Origin of the sequence: Janthinobacterium violaceinigrum, assembly GCF_009208555.1 — a bacterium.
Classification (GTDB): Bacteria; Pseudomonadota; Gammaproteobacteria; order Burkholderiales; family Burkholderiaceae_D; genus Janthinobacterium; species Janthinobacterium violaceinigrum.
The window spans coordinates 20,028-42,508 of record NZ_WFLI01000045.1 but is presented as its reverse complement, the minus strand read 5'-3'; the positions used below and the strand labels follow the sequence as shown (position 1 = coordinate 42,508).

The following is a 22,481-nucleotide window of genomic DNA, read 5'->3' as shown; positions in this document are numbered from 1 at the left end:
CCCTGCGCGAGCGCTTCATCCGCAACGGCGATCAGGTGCGCGTGGAAAAACTCGACACCACGCCCTGGCCCGACGACGCCAGCCGCCGCGCGCCGAAGCGCCGCAGGCAGCGGAAGCCGCGCCTGCCGCTGAGCAAGCTGCCGCGCCTGTCGCCGATGTGTTCGACGCTGAAGGCAACCTCGTTTCCGGTCCGCGCCTGCCGCGCGGTCCGCGCAACGACGTGCCGGGCGCTGGCAAGAATGCGGGCAAGAGCCGCAAGAAGGGCAAGGGCCGCCAGGCTGCGCCAGGCAAGGTCAGCGATGCCGACGCCGTGTTCTCGTTCGTCACCTCCGATGCTTTCGACAGCGAAGAAGGCGGTACGGGCCGCGCGCAAAAAGCCGTCGTGCGCCGCGACCTGACGTCCGACGACGATGCGCCGAAGCTGCACAAGGTGCTGGCCGAAGCCGGTCTCGGTTCGCGCCGCGACATGGAAGACCTGATCATTTCGGGCCGCGTGTCCGTCAATGGCGAGCCGGCCCACATCGGCCAGCGCATCCTGCCGAGCGACCATGTGCGCATCAACGGCAAGTTGATCCAGCGCCGCGTCAGCAAGAAGCCGCCGCGCGTGCTGGTGTACCACAAGCCGGCCGGCGAAATCGTCAGCCACAACGACCCGGACGGCCGTCCATCCGTGTTCGACCGCCTGCCGACCATGAAGGCCGGCAAGTGGCTGGCCGTTGGCCGCCTTGACTTCAACACGGAAGGCTTGCTGCTGTTTACCACTTCCGGTGATCTGGCCAACCGCCTGATGCACCCGCGCTACGGCATCGACCGCGAGTACGCCGTGCGTACCCTGGGCGAGCTGGAAGAGGGCATGCGCCAGAAACTGCTGGCCGGCGTCGAGCTGGAAGACGGCATGGCGCAGTTCTCGAAGATCGCCGATGGCGGCGGCGAAGGCATCAACAAGTGGTACCGCGTGGTGATCGGCGAAGGCCGTAACCGCGAAGTGCGCCGCATGTTCGAAGCGATCGGACTGACCGTCTCGCGCCTGATCCGTACCCGCTACGGCGCCATGACCCTGCCGAGCGGCCTGAAGCGCGGCCGCTGGGAAGAGATGGATGAAAACACCGTGCGCGACCTGCTGGCCGCCTACGGCATCGAAAAGAAAATGCCGCCTTCGGGCGATCCTCGTGCCGCTGGCGCCGCCAAGGGCCGCGAAGCGCGCAAGGCGAGCCGCGATGACGAGCCGAATGGCAACCGCATCGATGTGAGCAACCGCAACGCCGATCCGTTCCCCGTCGCGCCGCGCCGTGGCCAGCCGCAAGGCCAGTTTGCCCGTCCGCAAGGCCAGGGCCGCCCAGGCGGCGCCGGCCGTCCAGGCGAAGCGCGTGGTCCAGGCCGTGGCCAGCCGCAAGGTCCGTTCCAGGGCGGGCAGCCCCGTTCGTCGGCATCGTTCGAAGGCGTGCCGCAAGGCCGTGCTCCGCGCGCCGCTGGCCAGGGCCAGGGTCGTCCCGGTGGCGAAGGCCGTGCGCCGCAGCGCGGTCCGCGTCAGCCCGATCCGCTGCAAACGGCATTCGGCTTCGCCAACACGGGTCCGCGCCGCAATGCGGGTGGTGCTGGTGGGCAAGCGCGCTCCGGTGGTCAGCCCCGTGGCGGCATGGATGGCATGCCGCGCCGCCGCAGCAAAGGTTAATTCAGGGGATTTCTTCTTGCGCGCCCGATAATCTGCCGCGGGCGCGTGCTCTTGTTACTGTTGTAAGCCGGGCCGCTCCTTGTGTGCGGCATTGCGGCGAAGTTAATAAGAGGTTATAATCTGCAGCCTAATAAAAGTTCTCCGCAGGGTTGTTTGGTGGGGAGTGCTTTCATCTGGTTGGGGAAATACAAGAAGATGGGCAGATGCCCATTTTTTTTTTGTTGAACCGTTTGTAATGGCTCCGCAAGGGGCCATATATGACTTGAATGCGTGTTTTTGCATGTTGCCGGCGCCCGATGTGGCGCTGTCATGCCGAAAACGGGCCTTATTTCTGGAGAATTTCTTGCAGCAGTTGGGATTAATTGAAAAGACAGTTACAGGTCTGGGCTATGAGCTCGTTGATGTCGAACGTGCCGAGCGCGGACTGCTGCGCGTCTTTATTGATTTCAGCGCCGCCGATGCCGCTGAAAAAGGTCCGATCACGGTCGAAGACTGTGCCACGGTGAGTCACCAGTTATCGCATGTGTTGACGGTAGAGAACGTTCCTTACGAACGTCTCGAGATTTCTTCCCCGGGTCTCGATCGTCCGGTGCGCAAGCTGGAAGACTTCGTCCGTTTCGCAGGGCAGGAAATCATCGTCAAGCTGATGGTGGCGATGCCGGGTACGAACAACCGGAAATCGTTCCAGGGGATCTTGCAAGAACCCGTGGGCGATAAATTGTCGTTGGAATTTGAAGGTAAGGATGGTCCGGCGATGTTGGAGTTTACGCTCGCCGATGTGGATAAGGCACGCTTGGTGCCGCAGGTGGTTTTTAAGGGACGCAAAGCATGAGCCGCGAAGTTTTATTATTGGTTGACGCGCTGGCGCGCGAAAAAAACGTCGATAAAGATGTCGTCTTCGGCGCCCTCGAATTCGCGTTGGCGCAAGCCACGAAGAAACGGTATGAGGGTGAGGTAGACATCCGCGTTTCGATCGACCGCGAAACGGGCGAATTCGAATCGTTCCGCCGCTGGCACGTGGTGCCCGATGAAGCAGGTCTGCAGCTGCCGGATCAGGAGATCCTGCATTTCGAGGCTAAAGAACAGATTCCCGATATCGAAGTCGATGACCACATCGAAGAGCCGATCGAATCCGTTGAATTCGGCCGCCGTTTCGCCCAGGATACCAAACAGGTCGTCCTGCAGCGCGTGCGTGACGCCGAACGTGAGCAGATCCTGGTCGACTTCCTGGAACGCGGCGATTCGCTCGTTACCGGCACCATCAAGCGCATGGAACGTGGCGACGCCATCGTCGAATCGGGCAAGATCGAAGCACGTTTGCCGCGCGACCAGATGATACCGAAAGAGAATCTGCGTATCGGCGACCGCGTCCGTGCCTACATCTTGCGCATCGACCGCAACATGCGCGGCCCGCAAGTGATTCTGTCGCGCACCGCGCCGGAATTCATCATGAAGCTGTTCGAACTGGAAGTGCCGGAAATCGAGCAAGGCATGCTGGAAATCAAATCCGCAGCCCGCGATGCCGGCGTGCGCGCCAAGATCGCCGTCTACACGGCCGACAAGCGCATCGACCCGATCGGTACTTGCGTCGGCATGCGCGGTTCGCGCGTGCAGGCTGTGACCGGCGAACTCGGTGGCGAACGTGTCGACATCGTGTTGTGGTCGGAAGATCCGGCGCAGTTCGTCATCGGCGCCCTGGCGCCGGCGAACGTGTCGTCGATCATGGTCGATGAAGAAAAACACGCGATGGATGTTGTCGTCGACGAAGAAAACCTGGCAATCGCGATCGGCCGTTCCGGCCAGAACGTGCGCCTGGCCTCGGATCTGACCGGCTGGAAGATCAACATCATGACGGCCGAAGAATCGGCTGACAAAGCTGCCCAGGAAACGGCTGCCGTGCGCATCCTGTTCATGGAAAAGCTCGATGTCGACCAGGAAGTGGCCGATATTCTGGTGGAAGAAGGTTTCGCCAGTCTGGAAGAAATCGCTTACGTGCCAATTTCCGAAATGCTGGAAATCGAATCGTTTGACGAAGATACCGTCAATGAACTCCGTACCCGTGCGCGTGATGCGCTCGTGACCGAAGCGATTGCTTCGGAAGAGGGTCTGGAAGGCATGGACGAGGCGTTGGTCGGTCTGGAAGGCATGGACCGCATTACCGCCGGCAAGCTGGGTCTGGCTGGTATCAAGACCGTTGAAGCATTTGCAGCACTGGCATACGACGAATTTGGCGCAATCCTGGCCTTGTCTGCGGACCGTGCGCGTGAACTGATTACAAGTGAATTTAAAGATGTGACCGACGATGAGATGAAGTTGGTTGACTCGAAATACGACGATCGTGCCAAGGCGTTGCAAGCCAAGGCATGGAGTCTGGCCGAATCCGCAAAGGCTTAATTTGAGTATCTTTATCATCTCCGCGACACATAGAAAAGAGGACTGAATGGCGAGTAACAACGTAGCCCAATTTGCCACCGAACTGAAGATGCCTGCAGATTTGCTGCTGACGCAGCTGCGTTCTGCCGGCGTCGAGAAAAGTTCGACGTCAGATCCATTGTCGAAAGATGATAAGGACAAGCTTTTGGATCATCTGCGCCGCACACACGGCGCAGCGGCTGACACAGAAAAGAAAAAAATCACCGTGACCCGCAAGGAAACGACTGAAATCAAGCAAGCTGACGCCACCGGCAAATCGCGCACCATCCAGGTGGAAGTGCGCAAGAAACGCACTTTCGTCCAGCGTGACGAAGCTGCGCCGGTCGCAGCTGAACCGGCCGCGCCTGCCGCACCGGTCATCGATCCCGCCGACGTGGCGCGCCGTGAAGAAGAAGCCCGTAAACAGGCTGAACTGATCGCCCGCCAGGAAGCCGATCTGCGCGAAAAGCAAGAACGTCTGGCCAAGCTCGACGCGGAAAAAGAAGCCCAGGCGAAAGCCACGCAACAGGCTGAACTGGCTGCGAAGAAAGAAGCGGAAGCGGAAGCGAAGAAAGCGGCTGCCAAGGCTGCTGCTGCGCCTGCCGCCAGCACCGCTGCGCCTGTCGTTGACGACGCCGCTGCCGAAGCGAAAAAAGTTGCTGCTGCTGAAGAAGCGAAGAAGAAAGCCGCCGCCGCTGCTGTTGCCGCCAAGGAAGCCGCTGACAAAGCGGAAGCCACCGAGCGTGCACGCAAGGCCGTTGCCGACGAAGTCGCCCAGATCAAGGCCATGATGAACGCGCCACGCCGCGCCATCAAAGCCCCTGAGCCAGCACCGGTGCCGGTCAAGCCGAAGGCGCCGGAAGGCACCCTGCACAAGCCTGCTGACAAGAAACCTGGCGACAAGCCAGGCGACAAGAAGCCTGCTGTTGCAGACAAGAAATCCATCAAGTCGGCCAATGTGTCGTCCACCTGGTCCGATGACGCGAAAAAACGCGGCACCACCGGTGGTCCCAAGCCACGCGGCAACAGCGGCCCAGGCGGCCGTGACAGCTGGCGCGGTGGCGCGAAGGGCCGTCGCCCGACGCACCATGACGACCGTGAATCGAACTTCCAGGCTCCTACGGAAGCCGTCGTCAAGGACGTGCACGTACCGGAAACGATCACCGTGGCCGAACTGGCGCACAAAATGTCCGTCAAGGCATCCGAAGTCATCAAGCATTTGATGAAATTGGGCCAGATGTGCACGATCAACCAGGTGCTGGACCAGGAAACCGCCATGATTCTGGTGGAAGAAATGGGCCACAAGGCGTTCGCCGCCGAACTGGACGATCCGGAAGCGTTGCTGGCCGACGTGGGCGAACACGCGCACTTCGAAACCAAGCCACGCGCACCGGTGGTCACCGTCATGGGTCACGTCGACCACGGCAAGACCTCGCTGCTCGATTACATCCGCCGCGCCAAGGTTGCATCGGGCGAAGCGGGCGGCATTACGCAGCATATCGGCGCATACCACGTCGATACGCCACGCGGCATGATCACCTTCCTCGACACCCCGGGCCACGAAGCGTTTACCGCGATGCGTGCCCGTGGCGCCAAGGCAACCGACATCGTCATTCTGGTGGTTGCCGCCGACGATGGCGTGATGCCGCAAACGAAAGAGGCGATTGCCCATGCGAAAGCAGCCGGCGTGCCGCTGGTGGTGGCGATCAACAAGGTCGACAAACCGGGTGGCAACGTGGACCGCGTGACGCAGGAACTGGTCGCCGAACAAGTCGTGCCGGAAGAATACGGTGGCGAATCGCCATTCGTGCCCGTCTCGGCCAAAACGGGTCAAGGTATCGACGACCTGCTGGAACAAGTGCTGCTGCAAGCCGAAGTGCTGGAACTGACGGCACCGGTCGAAGCGCCTGCGCGCGGCCTGGTAGTCGAGGCGCGTCTGGACAAGGGCCGTGGTCCTGTCGCGACGATCCTGGTGCAGTCCGGTACCTTGCGCCGCGGCGACGTGATCCTGGCTGGCTCTTCGTATGGCCGCGTTCGCGCCATGCTGGACGAGAACGGCAAGTCGATCGCTGAAGCGGGTCCTTCGATTCCGGTCGAAATCCAGGGCTTGACGGAGGTGCCGGTTGCCGGTGAAGAAGTCGTCGTCATGGCTGACGAGCGCAAGGCGCGTGAAATCGGTCTGTTCCGTCAAGGTAAGTTCCGCGACGTGAAACTGGCGAAACAGCAAGCTGCGAAACTGGAAAACATGTTCGACCAGATGGCCGAAGGCGAAGTGAAAAACTTGCCATTGATCATCAAAACCGACGTGCAAGGTTCGCAAGAAGCATTGGTTGGTTCGTTGCAGAAACTGTCGACCTCCGAAGTGCGCGTACAAGTGGTTCACGCGGCAGTCGGCGGCATCACGGAATCGGACGTCAACCTGGCAGTCGCCTCGAAAGCGGTCATCATCGGCTTTAACGCCCGTGCTGATGCCCAGGCACGCAAGCTGGCCGAGTCGAATGGCGTGGACATTCGCTACTACAACATCATTTACGATGCGATCGACGAGATCAAATCGGCGTTGTCGGGCATGTTGGCACCAGAGAAACGCGAAACGGTCATCGGCCAGGTCGAGATCCGCCAGGTTATCCTGGTCTCGAAAGTGGGCGCGATTGCCGGTTGCCTGGTCACCGATGGCGTGGTCAAGCGTGCTTCTTCCGTCCGCCTGTTGCGCAACAACATCGTGGTGTGGAGCGGCGAGATCGACTCCCTGAAACGCTTCAAGGACGATGCGAAAGAAGTTCGCGCCGGTCTGGAGTGCGGCCTGTCGCTGAAGAACTACAACGACATTCAGGTTGGCGACACACTGGAAGTATTCGAAGTCCAGGAAATCGCTCGTACCCTGTAATCACAGCAGTAATGGCGCGGACACTTTGTCCGCGCAAATACGTGGGGCGCATTGGTCAACGGGCAACCGTTTGACCCATGCGCCCTGCGGCACTTAGGACAGCATAAAATCATGGCTAAACATAGCAAAACCATGCCAGCGCGCGGCTTGCGCGTGGCCGACCAGATCCAGCGCGATCTGGCAGAAATCGTCGCCTACGAATTGAAGGATCCGCGCGTGGGCACGATGATCACCATCACCGAAGTGCAGATCACGCCCGATTACGCGCACGCCAAGGTGTTTTTCACGATGTTGAAAGACAGCAAGGAAGCCATCAAGAATACGACCGAAGGCCTGATGGCCGCGGCCGGCTTCATCCGTGGCTTGCTGGGCAAGCGCCTGCACATCCACACCTTGCCGATGCTGCATTTTGTGCACGACAGCTCGACCTCGCGCGGCATGGAAATGTCCTTGCTGATCGACAAGGCCAACGCCACGCGCGCGGCCGATGCCGAGCCGGACGCGAAACCCGAGACGGACGAGCAGTAAGCGTGGCCGGTCCGAAGAAACCTCCCGGCATCAAGCGGGTGCGCGACCTCGTCGATGGCGTCTTGCTGCTGGATAAGCCCGTGGGCTGGTCCAGCAACGATGCGCTGATCAAGGCCAAGCGCGTGCTGAACGCGAAGAAGGCGGGCCATACGGGCACCCTGGACCCGTTCGCCACGGGTTTGCTGCCGCTGTGCTTTGGCGAGGCAACGAAGTTCTCGCAGGACTTGCTGGAAGCGGACAAGACCTACGAAACCCTGGTACACCTGGGACAGACGACGGATACGGGCGACACGGAAGGCGAGGTGCTGGAAACGCGCGACGTCAACGTCACCGTAGAGCAGATCGGAGCCGTGCTGGCGCAGTTCCGCGGGCCCATCCTGCAGACGCCGCCCATGTACTCGGCCTTGAAAAGAGACGGCAAGCCCTTATATGAGTATGCAAGGGCAGGCATCACCCTGGAGCGCGAAGCGCGCCCGGTGACCATCCACAAGCTCGAGTTCCTCGGCTATGAAGCCCCGTTCCTGAAATTGTCCGTGATGTGCAGCAAGGGTACGTACATCCGCGTGCTGGGCGAAGATATCGGCCATGCCCTCGGTTGCGGCGGCCATTTGAACGCCTTGCGCCGCACGCAGGTGGGCAACCTGACGCTGGACGGCGTCGTCACGCTCGACGAGCTGACGGCGCATGCCACGCCGTTGAGCTTGCTGGCGCCCGTCGATGCCCTGTTGTCGAGCTTTCCCGCCGTCCAGCTGACGGAAGAATTGGCCAAGCGTTTCCTGCACGGCCAGCGCATCGCGCTGGGCAAGGAAGACGTCGCCGTGCCGGCCGAGCCGGGCAGGGTACGCGTGTATCACGACAGCAAACTGCTGGGCACGGGCCAGTTGCAGGAGTACAGCATCCTGGCGCCGGAACGTCTGATTGCGACAGCACATCAGTAAGTCACAGCAACGTCATATTACCCAGCGACACTCGTCAAACAGTGTCGCTTTTTTAAACAAACCGTCCCCGACTGTGGGAGCCGCCAGCATTTTTAGATAGCGTTGCAACGCAACATGCTATACTACGCGGTTCCGGAAATAGATTAGCATTCGGGTATCTCGTACATCTTGTACGCACTCCGCAGTTTTTCAGTAACTACTACGACCATGTCAAATACAAAACGCGCAATTCGTAATATCGCCATTATCGCCCACGTTGACCACGGCAAAACCACCCTCGTGGATCAGCTGCTGCGTCAGTCCGGCACCTTCCGTGAAAACCAAGCGGTCGACACCCGAGTCATGGACTCGAACGACCTGGAAAAGGAGCGCGGCATTACGATTCTGTCGAAGAACTGCGCCGTTGAGTACGAAGGCACCCACATCAACATCGTCGACACCCCAGGCCACGCCGACTTCGGCGGCGAAGTGGAGCGTGTTCTGTCGATGGTGGACTCGGTTCTGCTGCTGATCGATGCACAGGAAGGCCCGATGCCGCAAACCCGTTTCGTCACGCGCAAGGCGCTGGCACTGGGTCTGAAGCCTATCGTGATCGTCAACAAGATCGACCGTCCAGGCGCACGTCCGGACTGGGCCATCAACCAGACGTTCGAACTGTTCGACAAGCTGGGCGCTACCGACGAACAACTGGACTTCCCTATCGTTTACGCTTCGGGCTTGAACGGCTATGCCGGCCTGACCGAAGACGTGCGCGGCGGCGACATGAAGCCGATGTTCGACGCCATCCTGGAACACGTTCCAGTGCGCGACGACAATCCTGAAGGTCCGCTGCAAATGCAGATCACCTCGCTCGACTACTCGTCGTACGTGGGCAAGATCGGCATTGGCCGCGTCAACCGCGGTACCGTTAAAGTTGGTCAGGACGTGCTGGTCATCAATGGCCCAGGCGCGACCCCGATCAAGGGCCGCATCAACCAGGTGCTGAACTTCAAGGGCCTGGAGCGCGTGCTGGTGGACGAAGCCGTCGCCGGCGACATCTGCCTGATCAACGGTATCGACGAAATCGGCATCGGTTCGACCCTGTGCGCAGTGGACACGCCAGAAGCGCTGCCTATGCTGACCGTCGACGAGCCGACCCTGACCATGAACTTCATGGTCAACAACTCGCCACTGGCTGGCCGCGAAGGCAAGTTCGTGACCTCGCGTCAACTGCGTGACCGTCTGGAAAAAGAATTGAAAGCCAACGTTGCTCTGCGCGTGGCACCAACCGACGACGACACGATCTTCGAAGTATCGGGCCGCGGCGAGCTGCACCTGACGATTCTGATCGAAAACATGCGTCGCGAAGGCTTCGAGCTGGCCGTATCGCGTCCACGCGTGGTGTTCAAGATGGTCGATGGCGTGCGCCACGAGCCGTTTGAAAACCTGTCGGTCGACGTTGAAGAAGCGAACCAGGGCGGCGTCATGGAAGAACTGGGCCGTCGTCGCGGCGACCTGCAAAACATGGAATCGGATGGCAAGGGCCGCGTGCGTCTCGAGTACCTGATCCCGGCGCGTGGCCTGATCGGTTTCCAGGGCGAATTCATGACCTTGACCCGCGGCACCGGCCTGATGAGCCACGTATTCCACGAATACGCACCAGTCGACAACACCCGTGGCGAAATGGCTGGCCGTCGCAACGGCGTGCTGATCTCGCAAGACGACGGCGCTGCTGTTGCCTACGCTATCTGGAAACTGCAAGACCGCGGCCGCATGTTCGTGTCGCACAATGACCCAGTCTACGAAGGCATGGTCATCGGTATCCACTCGCGCGACAACGACCTGGTCGTCAACCCGATCAAGGGCAAGCAGCTGACCAACGTGCGTTCGTCGGGTACCGACGAAGCAGTGCGCCTGGTACCGCCAATTCAGATGTCGCTGGAATACGCAGTCGAATTCATCGAGGACGACGAACTGGTGGAAATCACGCCTAAATCGATCCGTCTGCGCAAGCGCTTCCTGAAAGAGCACGAGCGTAAAAAAGCGTCGCGCGATTCGTAATCTGTTGTAGAGCATGGCCTGCGGGCCATGCTGCTTCTGGCCCGCTGCGCCGCGTCACCGTCACTGGTGAGGCGCGCAGCGGGTTTGTCATTTGCAGCCCCTGTTTTTTGTAGACACCATGACTTCATCCTCCTTGCCTTCCCGCCGCCTGTCCGTCGCCCCCATGATGGACTGGACCGACCGCCATTGCCGCAAGTTCCACCGCGAAATCACGCGCCACACCTGGCTGTACACGGAAATGGTGACGACGGGCGCGCTCGTCTACGGCGACGTGGAGCGCCATTTGCGTTTCAACGAGGAAGAGCATCCGGTGGCGCTGCAGCTGGGCGGCAGCGATCCGATGGACCTGGCCACCAGCGCGAAACTGGGCCAGCAGTGGGGCTACGACGAGGTCAACCTGAACTGCGGATGCCCGTCCGAGCGCGTGCAAAAGGGCGCGTTCGGCGCCTGCCTGATGGCCGAACCGCAACTGGTGGCCGATTGCGTGAAAGCCATGCGCGACGTGGTCGATATCGACGTCACGGTGAAGCACCGTATCGGCATCGACGACAGCGAGTCGTACGACTTCGTGCGCGATTTCGTCGGCACCGTGGCTGACGCCGGCTGCAAGACGTTTATCGTGCATGCGCGCAATGCCATCCTGAAAGGCCTGAGCCCGAAGGAAAACCGCGAAGTGCCGCCCCTCAAATATGACTATGCCTACCGCCTGAAGCGCGACTTTCCCCAGTTCGAGTTCATCATCAATGGCGGCATCAAGACGCTCGACGAGATCGACCTGCATCTGCAGCACCTCGATGGCGTGATGCTGGGCCGCGAGGCCTACCACAACCCCTACGTGATGGCGCAGTTCGACCAGCGCTATTACGGCGACGACGCTCCCGTCAAAACGCGCGAACAGGTGCTCGAGGCGATGATTCCATATATCAGTGCGCAGCTGGAGAAGGAGGCGGGGCGCCTGAAGCTGAACAGCGTCACGCGCCACATGCTGGGCCTGATGCAAAACCTGCCCGGCGCGCGCGGCTTCCGCCAGACCCTGTCCGATTCGAAGAAGCTGGCTTCGGGCGACCCGCGCCTGCTGCTGGAAGCGGCGGCGCGATTGTCGCTGCCTGCGTAATGGACGACTTCCACGGCCTTGCGCGCCAGCTGGACGGCTATCTGCAAGCCGTCAGCGCGCTCAAGGATGACGGCAGCGACTTGCTGTGTTCGTATCTGGGGCCGGTGGCGCCGCAGGCAGCGCTCGATGCCGTGTGCCGCACGCTGGACATACGGCCGGACGGCCTGCGCCTGCTGCCGCTGGAGCAGGTGGTGTGCAGCGGCGGCGCATGCACGCCGCGCCAGTGGCTGCTCGAGCGCTTGCGTCCGATGAGCGAGGCCGACCGCCAGCCGCTCGACGCACGCCTGTATGACGGTTTCGTGCGCGAACTGGCCGAACTGCTCGGCAGTGAGCCGCACTGGTATCAACTGGTATCGTCTGGCCAGCACAGCCTGGCGGGACAATTGGGCGCCATCTGGAGCGTCTTTGTCTTCGGCATAGGCGGCCACGCCTATGTGATGCATTGCAGCTGGGACAGCTGACCCAACTTGTCTATACCGCTGCCCCGGCGCAGTGGTATTGTCCGCACTTCCCCTTCCCCTGAATTCCATTCAATGAATGATGTCATATGGCTATGCCATGTGTTGTAAATGCGCTGTTTCGGCGCACGGCCGCACTGCCTTGGGGCATTTCTAAGGGGCAAGAAACGGCATTGTTGCCATTTCCCCGAAGAAAGTTAATCTGCCATTTATTCGGGTACTTATTGCTTGCTTTGAGGCAAAATTTACACCTATAATTGATTATAGACAAATATTTCTCATATGAATGTTTGATGTTGATCTCATATCAACGGTGTCAAAACTTCAGCGTGTGGAACAAGTTTGCATTCGCAGTCACTGGGTTGAACAGGGCTGGCGAAAGACCAGGAAGTACCCCAGGCTGCGTGCGGCCGGAGACCGCCAGCATACCAGTGGGTAAGGGCGGATACCGGCGTTACGCAGCCTTCGTCTTGTCGTGCCGGGCAAAAATTCTTATCAATAGTTTCATTTACGAAGAGCCGAAATGAATTTAGCAAAAATGAAGGTTGGTACCCGCCTGGGCCTGGGATTCGCCCTGGTACTGGTTCTGCTGGTGGCCGTGACCGTCCTCGGCATCGCGCGCATGGCGCAAATCCAGGAACGTCTCGATCACGTGATCAATGTCAACAATGTCGTCACCCGCCTGGTGATCGACATGCGTGGCAACGTCAGCGACCGCATCACCTCGCTGCGCATTTTGACCCTGATGACGGACGCCAGCGATATGGAGCCGGAAATGGCGCGTATCAAGACGCAGACCAGCACCTATCAGGAAACGCAGAAGAAGCTCGAAGAGAAATTCGCCGTCGAGTCGACTTCCGAAGAAAAAGCCCTGCTGAGCTCGATCAAGGAATACGAGGCGGCCGCCATGCCGGCCATCGCCAAGGCATCGGCCCTGTGGATGGCCAACGATGCGGAAGGCGCCACGCGCGTGATGATCAAGGAAATCCGCCCGGTACAGAAAAAATGGATGGAAGCGCTGGAGCAGCTGGCCACCCTGGAAGACAAGCTGAACGAGCAGATGCAATCGGATGCCCGCAAGGCGTTCGACAGTGCGCGCCTGTTCATGATCATCCTCGGCGTACTGGCCGTGGCGATGGGCGTGGCGGCAGCACTGGTGATTACCCGCGGCCTGCTGAAACAGCTGGGCGGCGAGCCTGACTACACGGCATCGATCGCCGGCAGCATCGCCAATGGCGACCTGTCGATCGGCATCCACACCCAGCCTTCGGACAATTCCAGCCTGCTGGCGGAAATGAAGGAAATGCGCAACAGCCTGGTGGGCATCGTCGGCCAGGTACGCGTGGGCACGGAAACCATCGGCACGGCGTCGCGCGAAATCGCCGACGGCAATATCGACCTGTCGTCGCGCACGGAAATGCAGGCCAGCGCGCTGGAAAAGACGGCGTCGGCCATGGAAGAGCTGACCTCGACCGTGAAACAGAATGCGGACAATGCGCGGGAAGCCAACAAGCTGGCGGCCACCGCTTCGGACGTGGCCCTGAAGGGCGGCTCCGTCGTGTCGCAAGTGGTTGACACCATGAGCTCGATCAATGAATCGGCGAAGAAAATTGTCGACATCATCGGCGTCATCGACGGCATCGCTTTCCAGACCAACATCCTGGCGCTGAATGCGGCCGTGGAAGCGGCACGTGCCGGCGAACAAGGCCGCGGCTTTGCCGTGGTGGCGTCGGAAGTGCGCAACCTGGCCCAGCGCTCCGCTGGCGCCGCGAAAGAAATCAAGATCCTCATCGACGACTCGGCCGAGAAGACCGAGCGCGGCACGCGCCTGGTGGGCCAGGCCGGCGTGACGATGGGCGAAGTGGTCGACAGCGTGCGCCGCGTCACCGACATCATGAGCGAGATCGCCAGTGCCAGCCAGGAACAAAGTGCCGGTATCGAACAGGTCAACCTGTCGATCATCGAGATGGATGGCATGACGCAGCAGAATGCGGCGCTGGTGGAACAGGCGGCCGCTGCGGCGCAAAGCCTGCAAGACCAGGCGGCCGAACTGGCCCACGTGGTCAGCATCTTCAAACTGGTCGAAGGCGAAGAAAAGCCGGCAGCGTATGTGCCGGCCCCCGTGGCGGCTGTGGCCGCACCGGTAGCTGCGCGCAAGCCGGCGCCGGCATTGCGCCCCGTGAAGTCGCTGGCCCGCAAGGCTGAAGCGGCCGCTCCCGCAGCGGCTCCGGCGCCACGCAAGGCAGCGGCGGCGAGCAGCACCAGCAATGACGAGTGGGAAGAGTTTTAAGCATCAAGCGACATCACGAAGGCAAGGTGCCCACCGGGAGGCTGACATCCCGGCAGCACCGTCCTGCGTAGCAGGCAAGAAATTGTAATTACCGTATCTGATAATCATGGGGAAGCACATGTTTGAGAATAAGCGTTTTATGAGTGTTGCAGCAGCCTTGCTGGTGTCCGTCTCGTCCACGGCCTTCGCGGCCGAGGTGCCGGCGTCGTTTGATTCCAAGAACTGCAAGGCCGAGTATCCGAAAGCCTCGCTGATGAACGAAGAGCAGGGCACCGTATCGATGTCCTTCCTCGTCAATGCCGACGGTAGCGTTGCCGATTCGAAAGTCGAGAAGAGCAGCGGCTTCAAGAACCTGGACAAGGCCGCCATCAAGGCCCTGTCCGCATGCAAGTTCAAGCCGGGCACCAAGGATGGCGCCGCAGCGCAAACCTGGACCAAGGTCGATTACGCCTGGAAACTGGACTGATCCACGCATGCGGGGAGCGGGACTCCCGGCATGGTCGTATCCGCTACGGGCGGCGCCTGCGAGGGTGCCGCCCGTATTGTTATGTGCGCCAGCCAACGGCGCTGTCACCCCCGATTCTGTTACCCTCAAATCATACCTTCGGGTTCTCCCACCACAAGAGGCCTACCATGCAGCGCATCCTGACACTTTCCTCCCTGGCCGCCACCGGCTTGCTGCTTTCCGCCTGCGCATCGCTGGGCACCCCTGCGGGCTTGCAGGCGGGGCAGACCGTGGCCGTCGTCAATAGCCTGAGCTGGGACAATCCCCTGACGGGCAAGCGCGACGGCGTACGCACGAGCTGGCCTATCAAGGATGGCAAGATTGCCCCTGAATATTTCCCACTGGCGCAATTGAAGCAATGCGAGGCGGGCGGCAAGCCTTGCGCCTGGGGCGTGATGCGGGCGCAGCGCAGCGCGCCCACGCTGAGCTTTGTGGAGGGCGGCGTCGATCTGGCCGTGAACGTGTCCATCGACGTGGCGCGGCGCCAGGATGCGCGCCAGGGCGAGACGCAGACGGCGATGGCGATTCCGCAGGACGTGGCCGCGCTGGCTGGCCGGCAACAGCTGCAGCCCAGCTGGAAATTGAAGTATGGCAAGGTCGAGCAGGTCGAGCTCGATTACGGCGTGCGCTACCAGGTGTGCGTGCAGCGCTACGATGCGGCCGGCAAGGCCATCGATACGTGTGCGATTCCATTTATCTGAGGAAACATGCCGCGTGGGCCGCGTGTGGCTGCTTTGCCACATTTCATGTTGCGGCGTGCTTCGGGGTGTAACAATCGGTAAAAGCGCAGCAAAGCACGGCGTAATTTCTTATAGTACTTAATTAGAGGTAGTACAAGAGTTTGGTACAAGAGGAGAATTGCGATGAAAACCCTGTTGGCAGTAATTTCGCTCGCCGCCCTGGGTGGCTGCGCCGTGGCCCCGCCCGGGCCCGCCTATTACGGTTCGCGCGCGCCACAGGGAGCCTACAATCCCTATGACTGGCATACGGTGTCGTCCGAGCCGGTGCAGTCGTCGCGCGTGGTGAGCGAGCCGCGCGTGGAATACACGAATGAGCCCGTCTACGTGCAGCAGCAGCCGGTGTACGTGCAGCAGCCCGTGTATGTGCCGGCGCCCGTCTACGCGCCGCAGCCGTATTATTACAATCCGCCCGTCTCGATCGGGCTGGACTTCGTGTTTGGTTTTGGGCGCTATGGCGGTCACCGTGGCGGCTGGGGCGGGCACGGACGCTATTACGGCCGCCGCTAGGCTGCATCGCACCACCATTACTACGCTACGCGTCGCGATGCGCGGGCAGCGCTCTAGGCGCTGCCTTGGCGGTTCCATCCTCGGCGGCCCTGTACCAGGTACAGCCGCGCTTCCTCCTGCGGCTTGCTGCCGCCCGTTACCATTTGGTCAGATAGTGTGACGTCAGAGGAGTTCAGTGGAAATACACGGAACTCTGGTGCAGCACGTCCGCCGAGCACAGGATGTACATCGCCGCCGCTGCCAGACCTATTTGCAAGGCGCCAAAGCTGATCGGGATGAGGCGGGACATGTCGTACTCCTGAGTGGTGTGGGGTGTGGTCAGGCTTTCATCATAGGATGAATTAATGCCATCGGGCATCGGATGAATGTCCGCCACGATGTAGGACAACACCTCGTCCCCGACGCCCCGCCTCGCTCTCCGGCTGCTTAGCGGTTTTTCCAGCGCACCACGGGCTCTTCCGGCGCCGTGTCCGGCACGTTCGAGATCGCCAGCCAGTGCGTCAGGCGTTCCGGATGCTTGAGATTGATGCCCATGCCGTCGATGATGCCGACCTGTTCCAGCATGCGCGCATCGATCTTTGCCTTCGACACGGTGGGCGCGCCCATGACCATGCGGTCATATGCCTTGCGCGCCTTGTGTTCCCACTTGTGCAGATTGCTTTCGTCGAAACGGTTCGCTTCGAAATACACGGTCAGGGTGCCATCGAGGTTGCCGAAGCCGACAATGCCCGCGCCCTTGCGGATGGTGGTGGTGTTATCGATGTCAAATTCCGCCGTGGGCACGAAAATGCCGGCGCGGCCATCGATGTCGGGACGTCCCACGGGCGTATCCTTGCCGTAGGAGCTGGTTTCGGTAATGGTTTTTTCTGCAGACATGGTGCGTGTTTGGTGGCCGTACCGGGAGCGCAAACGGGCCCGGCAGCGCCAGTCATCCTGTTCAAAAAATGCGTGCTGATGATCAGGGCGGGGTAGTGGCCCTGGCGGAGCGATGCTTGGCATTGCTTGATACCCCGCTATTGTAGCGCCAATTTAATTCCTCTTGGCAACATTTCCCGGGAAATAATACCGTCGTCTGCCCATGAAAAAAGCCGCCCGGCCAGGTGGCGGGGCGGCTGTTGCGCGACGACTGTCCGGACTCAGGCGGCGGTCTTGCGGCGTGCCATGAAACCCAGCAAGCCCAGGCCCAGCAGCATCATGGCGTAGCTTTCCGGTTCCGGCACGGCCGTCGTCACCGAGACGTTATCCAGGTAGGAACCGTAGGTCGGCGCGGAGGCCGGGCCGATCGATTCGAAGCGCAGCAAGGTGGACGAACCGAGCGCGGTCACGTTCTGGCTGTAGGTTTGCCACACGCCCGTGGTGGTGCCGACCAGGGCCGTTGGCGTCAGCAGGGTCGAACCCCAGTAGACATTCATCAGGCTGCTCGCGCCGCCTGGCGTACCCGGGCGGCCCGAGTAGGCAAACGACAGCGCATACGTGCCGCCGGCCGTGGTGGCGAGCGATTGCGAAACGGACGTCAGGCGCTCGGCGTTGAGTTCCAGGTATTGCGTGCCGGCGGCAGCGACCGGGTTGAAGCCGCTCAGGCCGCCTTGCGTGGCACCCTTCTGGATTTCAAAGGCCGTATTGCCGCTGACGGACGACGTCCAGCCCGTCACGGCGCTCAGTTGCGCGAACGGGGTAGTGATGGCATTGCTTTCGAAGCTGCCGTTGACGACCAGTTCGGTCGCGGCGTTGGCGCCGCCGGCGGTGATCAGGGAGGCCAGCGCGGCGATCTTGAAGAGGGTAGCAGGCATTTTCATGTGGGTCCGTTCTATTATTTAAAAGTTAATTTCATTTCCTAAATGACATTTAAAGAATATCACTAAAACTCACGAAAAAAACTGCGGCACGATAAAAAATTTTGTAATTGTGAAATCATTTGTGTTCATAATTGCATTAATTTCCATGGTGAATCAATTGCAGTGCTGCCGCAAGGTGAACGCGGCCCTGAGGCTGCTTGCCCTGGAGTATTTTTGTGACATCAGGGCGTAAAAAAACCTGCATCGAAACAACAACGATGCAGGTTTTTTTGCGTGCTTCTGGCGTGCGCGCCGGCTATTGCTGCCATAGCCGGGACGTGTGCGGGACTAGAACGCCAGGCGGCCTTGCAGGTAAACCATGCGCGGCGCGCCCACCAGCTTGCCCAGGTTGCCGTCCGACGTACGCGTGAAGTAACGCTTGTCGGCGAGGTTGTTGACGCCGGCGACCAGTTCCAGGCCCTTCTGGCCAGGCACGGCCCATTTCACTTGCGTGTTCCACGTGCGGAAGCCGGGAATCACGCCCAGGTTGCCTGCCGCGTTTTCCGCCATGGTGTTGGCTTCGTCGGCGAACTGGCGGCTCTGGTGGCTGCTCGACAGGTCGAAGCCCCAGGCGCCCAGCTGGTAATGGGCGCCGACGGTATCCGTGGTGCGCGAATAGAAGGGCACGTCATTGCCCGCGTTTACGCCATCCTGCAAGGTGGCCTTGGTGTAGGTGTAGGTGGCGTAGGCGTTCAAGCCGGCCAGTGGGCCGAACTGGCTGAAGTGGTAGTCGACGGCCGTTTCCAGGCCCCGGTGATGCGTGGCGCCCACGTTGTAGAAGACGACGTTCTCGCCGCTGCCGACGGACTGGATCTGGTTGTCGAACTTGATGTTGAACAAGGTCGCTTCGGCCGACAGCTGGCCGCTCTTCCAGCGCGCGCCCAGCTCGGCGGTTTTCGCCAGTTCCGGCTGCAGCGGGTTCTTGCTCGACTGCGCATTGAGCTGCGTATTTTGCACGGCGCCAAACGAGCTGTTGTAGTTGCTGAACAGGGTGACGTTGTTGTTGAGCAAGTAGGCCACGTTCAGCGAAGGCAGGGCCTTGTTGTTGAGCAACTCGATCTTCTGGTCGGCCGGCAAGTGGTTGAAGCGCACCGTCTTGATGTGTTCGTAGCGCACGCCCGGCGTGATGCGCCAGGCGCCGATGGCGATCTTGTCATCGATATACACGGCCTGGGCATCGGTGGAATTGTCGGCAAAGCGCGTCGGCGCCTGCTGTACGCCGCTGGCGATGACGACGTTGTAGATGCTTTCATCGGCCCGTTCGACCAGGTAGCGGTAGCCGACGGTGACGTCCTGCGAGACCTTGCCTGTGATGAAACGCTGCGTGTAGCGGGGCTCGATGGCCGTCGTTTCATAGTTGCGCGGCTGGTGGCCCAGGCCTTTCAGATTGGCGCTGATCAGGGTGCTTTCGCGCGAGCTCTTGTTGTAATAGGCGCGCACTTCCACTTCCTGCGTGCCCGACAGGGCATTCAGGTAGCCGATGTCGAAGGCCTTGCGCTCGCCGCTCCAGAAGTCGGTAGGGCGCGTGTTCTGGAACGGGTCCTGCTTGTATTGCGCGGCCGTCAAGCCGCCCGGCGTGCGCGACGTCACGTCGTAATATGACAGCTTGCCGTACACCTCGGCCGTAGGGCTCAGGTCGTAGCGGAACTTGAGGGCGAAGTCGTTGACCTTCTCGTCGCTGCCCACGCGCCAGTCGCTGCCGCGGATGCCCGAGTACAGCACGGCCAGGCCCAGGCCGCTGTCGAGCTGGGTACCGGCAAAGACGCTGGCCTGCGTATTGTGGCCCACTTCGCTGTACGAGTTGTAGCGCACGGTGGCGTCGCCCGTGATGCCTGGCGTGGTGGGCACGCGGCGCGTCTTGAAGTTGATGATGCCGCCCACGTTTTGCGGGCCGAAGCGCACGGCACCGCCGCCGCGCACCACGTCGACCGTCTCGACATTGGCCAGGCTGACGGGCGCGAACGACAATTGCGGCTGGCCATAGGGCGCCACCGACATCGGGATGCCGTCCAGCAACACCGTGCTGCGCGGCGAATAGCGCCCGGCCAGGCCCCGCACGCCGATATTGAGCGAGATGGCGCTGCCGGCGCTGCCCGAGTTGTCGCTGATCTGCACGCCGGGAATGCGGCGCATCACGTCGCTGAGGCTGGACGCGCCCGAGTTCTCTATGTCGTCCTTCTGCACCACCGTGCGGGCGCCCGCGAAATTCTTCGTGCTGGCGGCCATGCTGGTGCCCAGCAGGTTGCTGCTGACCTGGATGGATTCCAGGATGGGGCCGGCATCATCGGCTGTATTGGCGTTCTGTGCCTGCGCGGCAAGGGATGCACCCAGGCAGGCGAGGGCGATGGCCAGCGCGCACGGGCGCAGCGAAAAGGGCAGTGGGGAAAGTGTGGCGGCCATGCATGAATCTCCGTAATGACGATGGTTGCGCGGGCAATCGGGCGGCGCGACAACATCGTGGCGAGGACATCCGGCGCAAGGGGATAAGAATGATAATGATTCTCATTTTATCCGTCAATTGCGCAAACTGCGTAAGGCGGGCTTTGCCCGGAGAAAGGCGGGAAGTGTTGCTGGCACGGTACAGCAGGGGATATGGATTGCCGCTTGGCACCATTGCTCGGGTGCGGCGGCATTGCGCGCGCTTCTTGTATACTCCCGCTTTTGCAGCCGTCAGACGTGAACGTACAATGAGCCAGATAACTGAAACGACACCAGGCAGTTTCCCCGTGGAACGCCGCCAGGGCGACCAGCCGGCAAGTGCTGCGCGCAAACTCAATCTGCTGGTGGTCGACGACAACCAGGAAGTGGGCGAATCGCTGGCCATGCTGCTCGAAGCGCTGGGCCACCACGCGGTGGTGGTGCGCAACTGGCAGATGGCCGTCGAGCAAGTCAAGCTGTGCGTGCCCGACGCCGTCTACCTCGACATCGAAATGCCCGGCATCAGCGGCATCGAGATCGGCCGCCGCCTGCACCACAATCCCGAGACGGCCAACGCCGTGCTGATCGCCGTCACGGGCCACAGCCTGCCCATGTACATGGACGATGCGCTGGCTGTGGGCTTCCGCCACTTCCTCGTCAAGCCCGTGCGCCTGGACGACCTGGCAACGACGGTGAAGTCGGTGCTGGCGGGCTAGGTTCCTGTTCTACGGCCGGCTCAGCGACCACTGCTGGTTGTTCGCATTGGTCAAGTTCCACTGGATGATCTGCGCATTCTCGGCCGTGCTCAGGTTCAGGACGTCCAGGGTCAGGTTGCTGTAGCGGTTGCTGATCGTCTGGTAGCCGGACGCGGGGCTGGCGAAGCGCCATTGCTGGCCCAGTCCGCCCCAGTAGCTCCATTGGGCGATGTTGGTGCCGGCCGTGGTCGAGTTGTTGTAGTCGTCCAGGCCCAGCAGGCTGTTCGCATTGATCAGGCTGTAATACCCGTCGCCGTGTCCCACCACATACCATTGCTGGTGCTTTGCCCCCGTGTACGTTTGCTGCTGCACCAGCGCGCCATTGGCCATGCCGGCGCCTGCCACGGCCAGCGCCTTGCCGCTCAGGCGCGAGCGCAATACCGTGGGGCCGTCCGAGATGCCGCCGCAGCTGGCGACGGTAAAATTGCGCGTCAGGGCGGGCCAGCCATCGCCATACGTCATCTTCAGAATATCGAGCTTGGCCGCGCCATTGTCGTTCACGTCGTAATAGTGGATGGAGGTGTAGTTGCAGCCATCCTGCTTGAGCACGCCGATATGGCCCGGTCCCTTGTACTTGCCATCGAGGTTGGGCAGCAGCGTGCGCGTGCCGCTGTACGGTCCCGTCACGCTGCTGGCGCGCTGCACTTCCACATAGTATGTGCTGGCGGCACCCTGGCAGCATTTGCCGCGGTTGACGAACAGATAGTAATACTCGCCGTCGTGCGTGATGTAGGGCGCTTCGATATCCTTGCCGCCGCCACCGAGGATGGTGGTGACGTTGCCGCTCGTCTTGCCTGTCGCCTGATTGATCTCCGTCACGCCGATGCCACCAAAAAACGAGCCGTACGACATGTAGACCTTGCCGTCATGGTCGCGGAACAGGGCGGGGTCGATGGCATTGATTTCCCCTCCGCCCCCATACGATTGCACGACGATGCCCAGGTCCGTCCAGTTCGGGTTCTTCAGCGACGCCGAGCGGGCCACGCCGATGGCCGATACGGACGTGCCGAAGGTGGACACCGAGTAATACAGATAATAGTAGCCGTTCATGTGGATCACGTCGGGCGCCCAGTACGAGCCGCTGAAGTTTGGGATCTTGTTGGCGATCCAGGCTGGCGGCGTGCTGAACACGGGCGCGGGGCCGGCCGACCATTTCAGCATGTCCGTCGAGGTGGAATACCAGATGCCGTCGCCCGTGGTGAAATTGAAATACGTGTCGCCGTCTTTTGTCAGGGTACCGGGGTCGTGCGCATTGGGCACGCCCGTCAGGGTGATCGCCTGCGCATGGGCGCAGAACATCAGGCAGAGTGCTGCCAGGAATTGCTTCATCGTTGTCTCCGTACTGTTTTTATGGGGCGGTCCAGGCCGCACCCCAGAGTAGG

General features: G+C 61.1%; 18 protein-coding genes. 14 read left to right on the top strand and 4 right to left on the bottom strand.

The features are described from left to right. The 13 genes from rluB to GCN75_RS25565 all read left to right on the top strand — a co-directional run. The coding region (rluB, locus tag GCN75_RS25625; RefSeq protein ID WP_226941566.1) for a 23S rRNA pseudouridine(2605) synthase RluB at positions 1 to 1,672 on the top strand (1,672 nt) is incomplete at its 5' end. Positions 1,673 to 2,015: 343 nt separating this feature from the next. Beyond that, entirely contained in the window at positions 2,016 to 2,504 is a 489-nt protein-coding gene (rimP, locus tag GCN75_RS25620; RefSeq protein WP_035828693.1) for a ribosome maturation factor RimP, read from the top strand. After that, positions 2,501 to 4,066 (top strand): transcription termination factor NusA, encoded by a 1,566-nt coding sequence (gene nusA / locus GCN75_RS25615; RefSeq protein WP_086144982.1) that lies wholly within the window; start codon positions 2,501 to 2,503, stop codon positions 4,064 to 4,066. The genes rimP and nusA overlap by 4 nt, the downstream gene beginning before the upstream one ends. A 46-nt stretch (positions 4,067 to 4,112) precedes the next feature. Beyond that, complete coding sequence (gene infB, locus GCN75_RS25610) at positions 4,113 to 6,971, top strand: translation initiation factor IF-2 (protein ID WP_152284884.1); 2,859 nt, start codon at positions 4,113 to 4,115, stop codon at positions 6,969 to 6,971. 111 nt (positions 6,972 to 7,082) lie between these two features. Further along, entirely contained in the window at positions 7,083 to 7,499 is a 417-nt protein-coding gene (rbfA, locus tag GCN75_RS25605) for a 30S ribosome-binding factor RbfA (protein ID WP_099665290.1), read from the top strand. A 2-nt stretch (positions 7,500 to 7,501) separates the two neighbouring features. After that, entirely contained in the window at positions 7,502 to 8,437 is a 936-nt protein-coding gene (truB, locus tag GCN75_RS25600; RefSeq protein ID WP_152284883.1) for a tRNA pseudouridine(55) synthase TruB, read from the top strand. A gap of 207 nt (positions 8,438 to 8,644) precedes the next feature. Then, positions 8,645 to 10,477 (top strand): translational GTPase TypA, encoded by a 1,833-nt coding sequence (gene typA / locus GCN75_RS25595; protein WP_076569139.1) that lies wholly within the window; start codon positions 8,645 to 8,647, stop codon positions 10,475 to 10,477. A gap of 163 nt (positions 10,478 to 10,640) precedes the next feature. Next, positions 10,641 to 11,591 (top strand): tRNA dihydrouridine(20/20a) synthase DusA, encoded by a 951-nt coding sequence (gene dusA, locus GCN75_RS25590; RefSeq protein ID WP_449768871.1) that lies wholly within the window; start codon positions 10,641 to 10,643, stop codon positions 11,589 to 11,591. After that, positions 11,591 to 12,052, top strand: coding sequence for a hypothetical protein (locus GCN75_RS25585; RefSeq protein WP_152284881.1), 462 nt, complete (start codon positions 11,591 to 11,593; stop codon positions 12,050 to 12,052). The genes dusA and GCN75_RS25585 overlap by 1 nt, the downstream gene beginning before the upstream one ends. 520 nt (positions 12,053 to 12,572) lie before the next feature. Beyond that, positions 12,573 to 14,339 (top strand): methyl-accepting chemotaxis protein, encoded by a 1,767-nt coding sequence (locus tag GCN75_RS25580; RefSeq protein WP_226941565.1) that lies wholly within the window; start codon positions 12,573 to 12,575, stop codon positions 14,337 to 14,339. A 139-nt stretch (positions 14,340 to 14,478) separates the two neighbouring features. After that, complete coding sequence (locus GCN75_RS25575) at positions 14,479 to 14,805, top strand: energy transducer TonB (protein ID WP_152258987.1); 327 nt, start codon at positions 14,479 to 14,481, stop codon at positions 14,803 to 14,805. Positions 14,806 to 14,972: 167 nt separating this feature from the next. Next, positions 14,973 to 15,545, top strand: coding sequence for a hypothetical protein (locus tag GCN75_RS25570; protein WP_152284880.1), 573 nt, complete (start codon positions 14,973 to 14,975; stop codon positions 15,543 to 15,545). Positions 15,546 to 15,707: 162 nt separating this feature from the next. Next, positions 15,708 to 16,091 (top strand): hypothetical protein, encoded by a 384-nt coding sequence (locus GCN75_RS25565; RefSeq protein ID WP_152258985.1) that lies wholly within the window; start codon positions 15,708 to 15,710, stop codon positions 16,089 to 16,091. A gap of 426 nt (positions 16,092 to 16,517) precedes the next feature. Here the strand turns inward: GCN75_RS25565 and GCN75_RS25560 are convergent, their stop codons facing one another. From GCN75_RS25560 to GCN75_RS25550, 3 genes are all read right to left on the bottom strand, one after another. Continuing rightward, entirely contained in the window at positions 16,518 to 16,967 is a 450-nt protein-coding gene (locus GCN75_RS25560; RefSeq protein WP_101484088.1) for a hypothetical protein, read from the bottom strand. Between the two features lie 260 nt (positions 16,968 to 17,227). Next, the gene (locus tag GCN75_RS25555; RefSeq protein ID WP_152284879.1) at positions 17,228 to 17,887 is read right to left on the bottom strand and encodes an FxDxF family PEP-CTERM protein; all 660 of its coding nucleotides are present in this window, start codon (positions 17,885 to 17,887) and stop codon (positions 17,228 to 17,230) included. A gap of 327 nt (positions 17,888 to 18,214) precedes the next feature. Next, positions 18,215 to 20,326: a TonB-dependent receptor family protein gene (locus tag GCN75_RS25550; RefSeq protein WP_152284878.1), complete on the bottom strand. Its 2,112-nt coding sequence runs from the start codon at positions 20,324 to 20,326 to the stop codon at positions 18,215 to 18,217. A gap of 287 nt (positions 20,327 to 20,613) precedes the next feature. On the opposite strand from GCN75_RS25550, the gene GCN75_RS29360 reads away from it, so the two are divergent. Further along, positions 20,614 to 21,060: a response regulator gene (locus GCN75_RS29360; RefSeq protein ID WP_193317653.1), complete on the top strand. Its 447-nt coding sequence runs from the start codon at positions 20,614 to 20,616 to the stop codon at positions 21,058 to 21,060. A 9-nt stretch (positions 21,061 to 21,069) separates the two neighbouring features. On the opposite strand, the gene GCN75_RS25540 is transcribed toward GCN75_RS29360, so the two are convergent. After that, positions 21,070 to 22,428, bottom strand: coding sequence for a family 43 glycosylhydrolase (locus tag GCN75_RS25540; protein WP_152284876.1), 1,359 nt, complete (start codon positions 22,426 to 22,428; stop codon positions 21,070 to 21,072). Between the last annotated feature and the right edge of the window lie 53 nt (positions 22,429 to 22,481).

Coding starts and splice junctions, on each gene's coding strand:
- typA (WP_076569139.1), top strand. CDS start 8,645: ATGTCAAATACAAAACGCGCAATTCGTAATATCGCCATTATCGCCCAC.
- GCN75_RS29360 (WP_193317653.1), top strand. CDS start 20,614: ATGAGCCAGATAACTGAAACGACACCAGGCAGTTTCCCCGTGGAACGC.
- GCN75_RS25555 (WP_152284879.1), bottom strand. CDS start 17,887: ATGAAAATGCCTGCTACCCTCTTCAAGATCGCCGCGCTGGCCTCCCTG.
- GCN75_RS25570 (WP_152284880.1), top strand. CDS start 14,973: ATGCAGCGCATCCTGACACTTTCCTCCCTGGCCGCCACCGGCTTGCTG.
- GCN75_RS25550 (WP_152284878.1), bottom strand. CDS start 20,326: ATGGCCGCCACACTTTCCCCACTGCCCTTTTCGCTGCGCCCGTGCGCG.
- infB (WP_152284884.1), top strand. CDS start 4,113: ATGGCGAGTAACAACGTAGCCCAATTTGCCACCGAACTGAAGATGCCT.
- GCN75_RS25560 (WP_101484088.1), bottom strand. CDS start 16,967: ATGTCTGCAGAAAAAACCATTACCGAAACCAGCTCCTACGGCAAGGAT.
- rbfA (WP_099665290.1), top strand. CDS start 7,083: ATGGCTAAACATAGCAAAACCATGCCAGCGCGCGGCTTGCGCGTGGCC.
- GCN75_RS25585 (WP_152284881.1), top strand. CDS start 11,591: ATGGACGACTTCCACGGCCTTGCGCGCCAGCTGGACGGCTATCTGCAA.
- GCN75_RS25540 (WP_152284876.1), bottom strand. CDS start 22,428: ATGAAGCAATTCCTGGCAGCACTCTGCCTGATGTTCTGCGCCCATGCG.
- GCN75_RS25565 (WP_152258985.1), top strand. CDS start 15,708: ATGAAAACCCTGTTGGCAGTAATTTCGCTCGCCGCCCTGGGTGGCTGC.
- dusA (WP_449768871.1), top strand. CDS start 10,641: ATGATGGACTGGACCGACCGCCATTGCCGCAAGTTCCACCGCGAAATC.
- GCN75_RS25580 (WP_226941565.1), top strand. CDS start 12,573: ATGAATTTAGCAAAAATGAAGGTTGGTACCCGCCTGGGCCTGGGATTC.
- GCN75_RS25575 (WP_152258987.1), top strand. CDS start 14,479: ATGAGTGTTGCAGCAGCCTTGCTGGTGTCCGTCTCGTCCACGGCCTTC.
- nusA (WP_086144982.1), top strand. CDS start 2,501: ATGAGCCGCGAAGTTTTATTATTGGTTGACGCGCTGGCGCGCGAAAAA.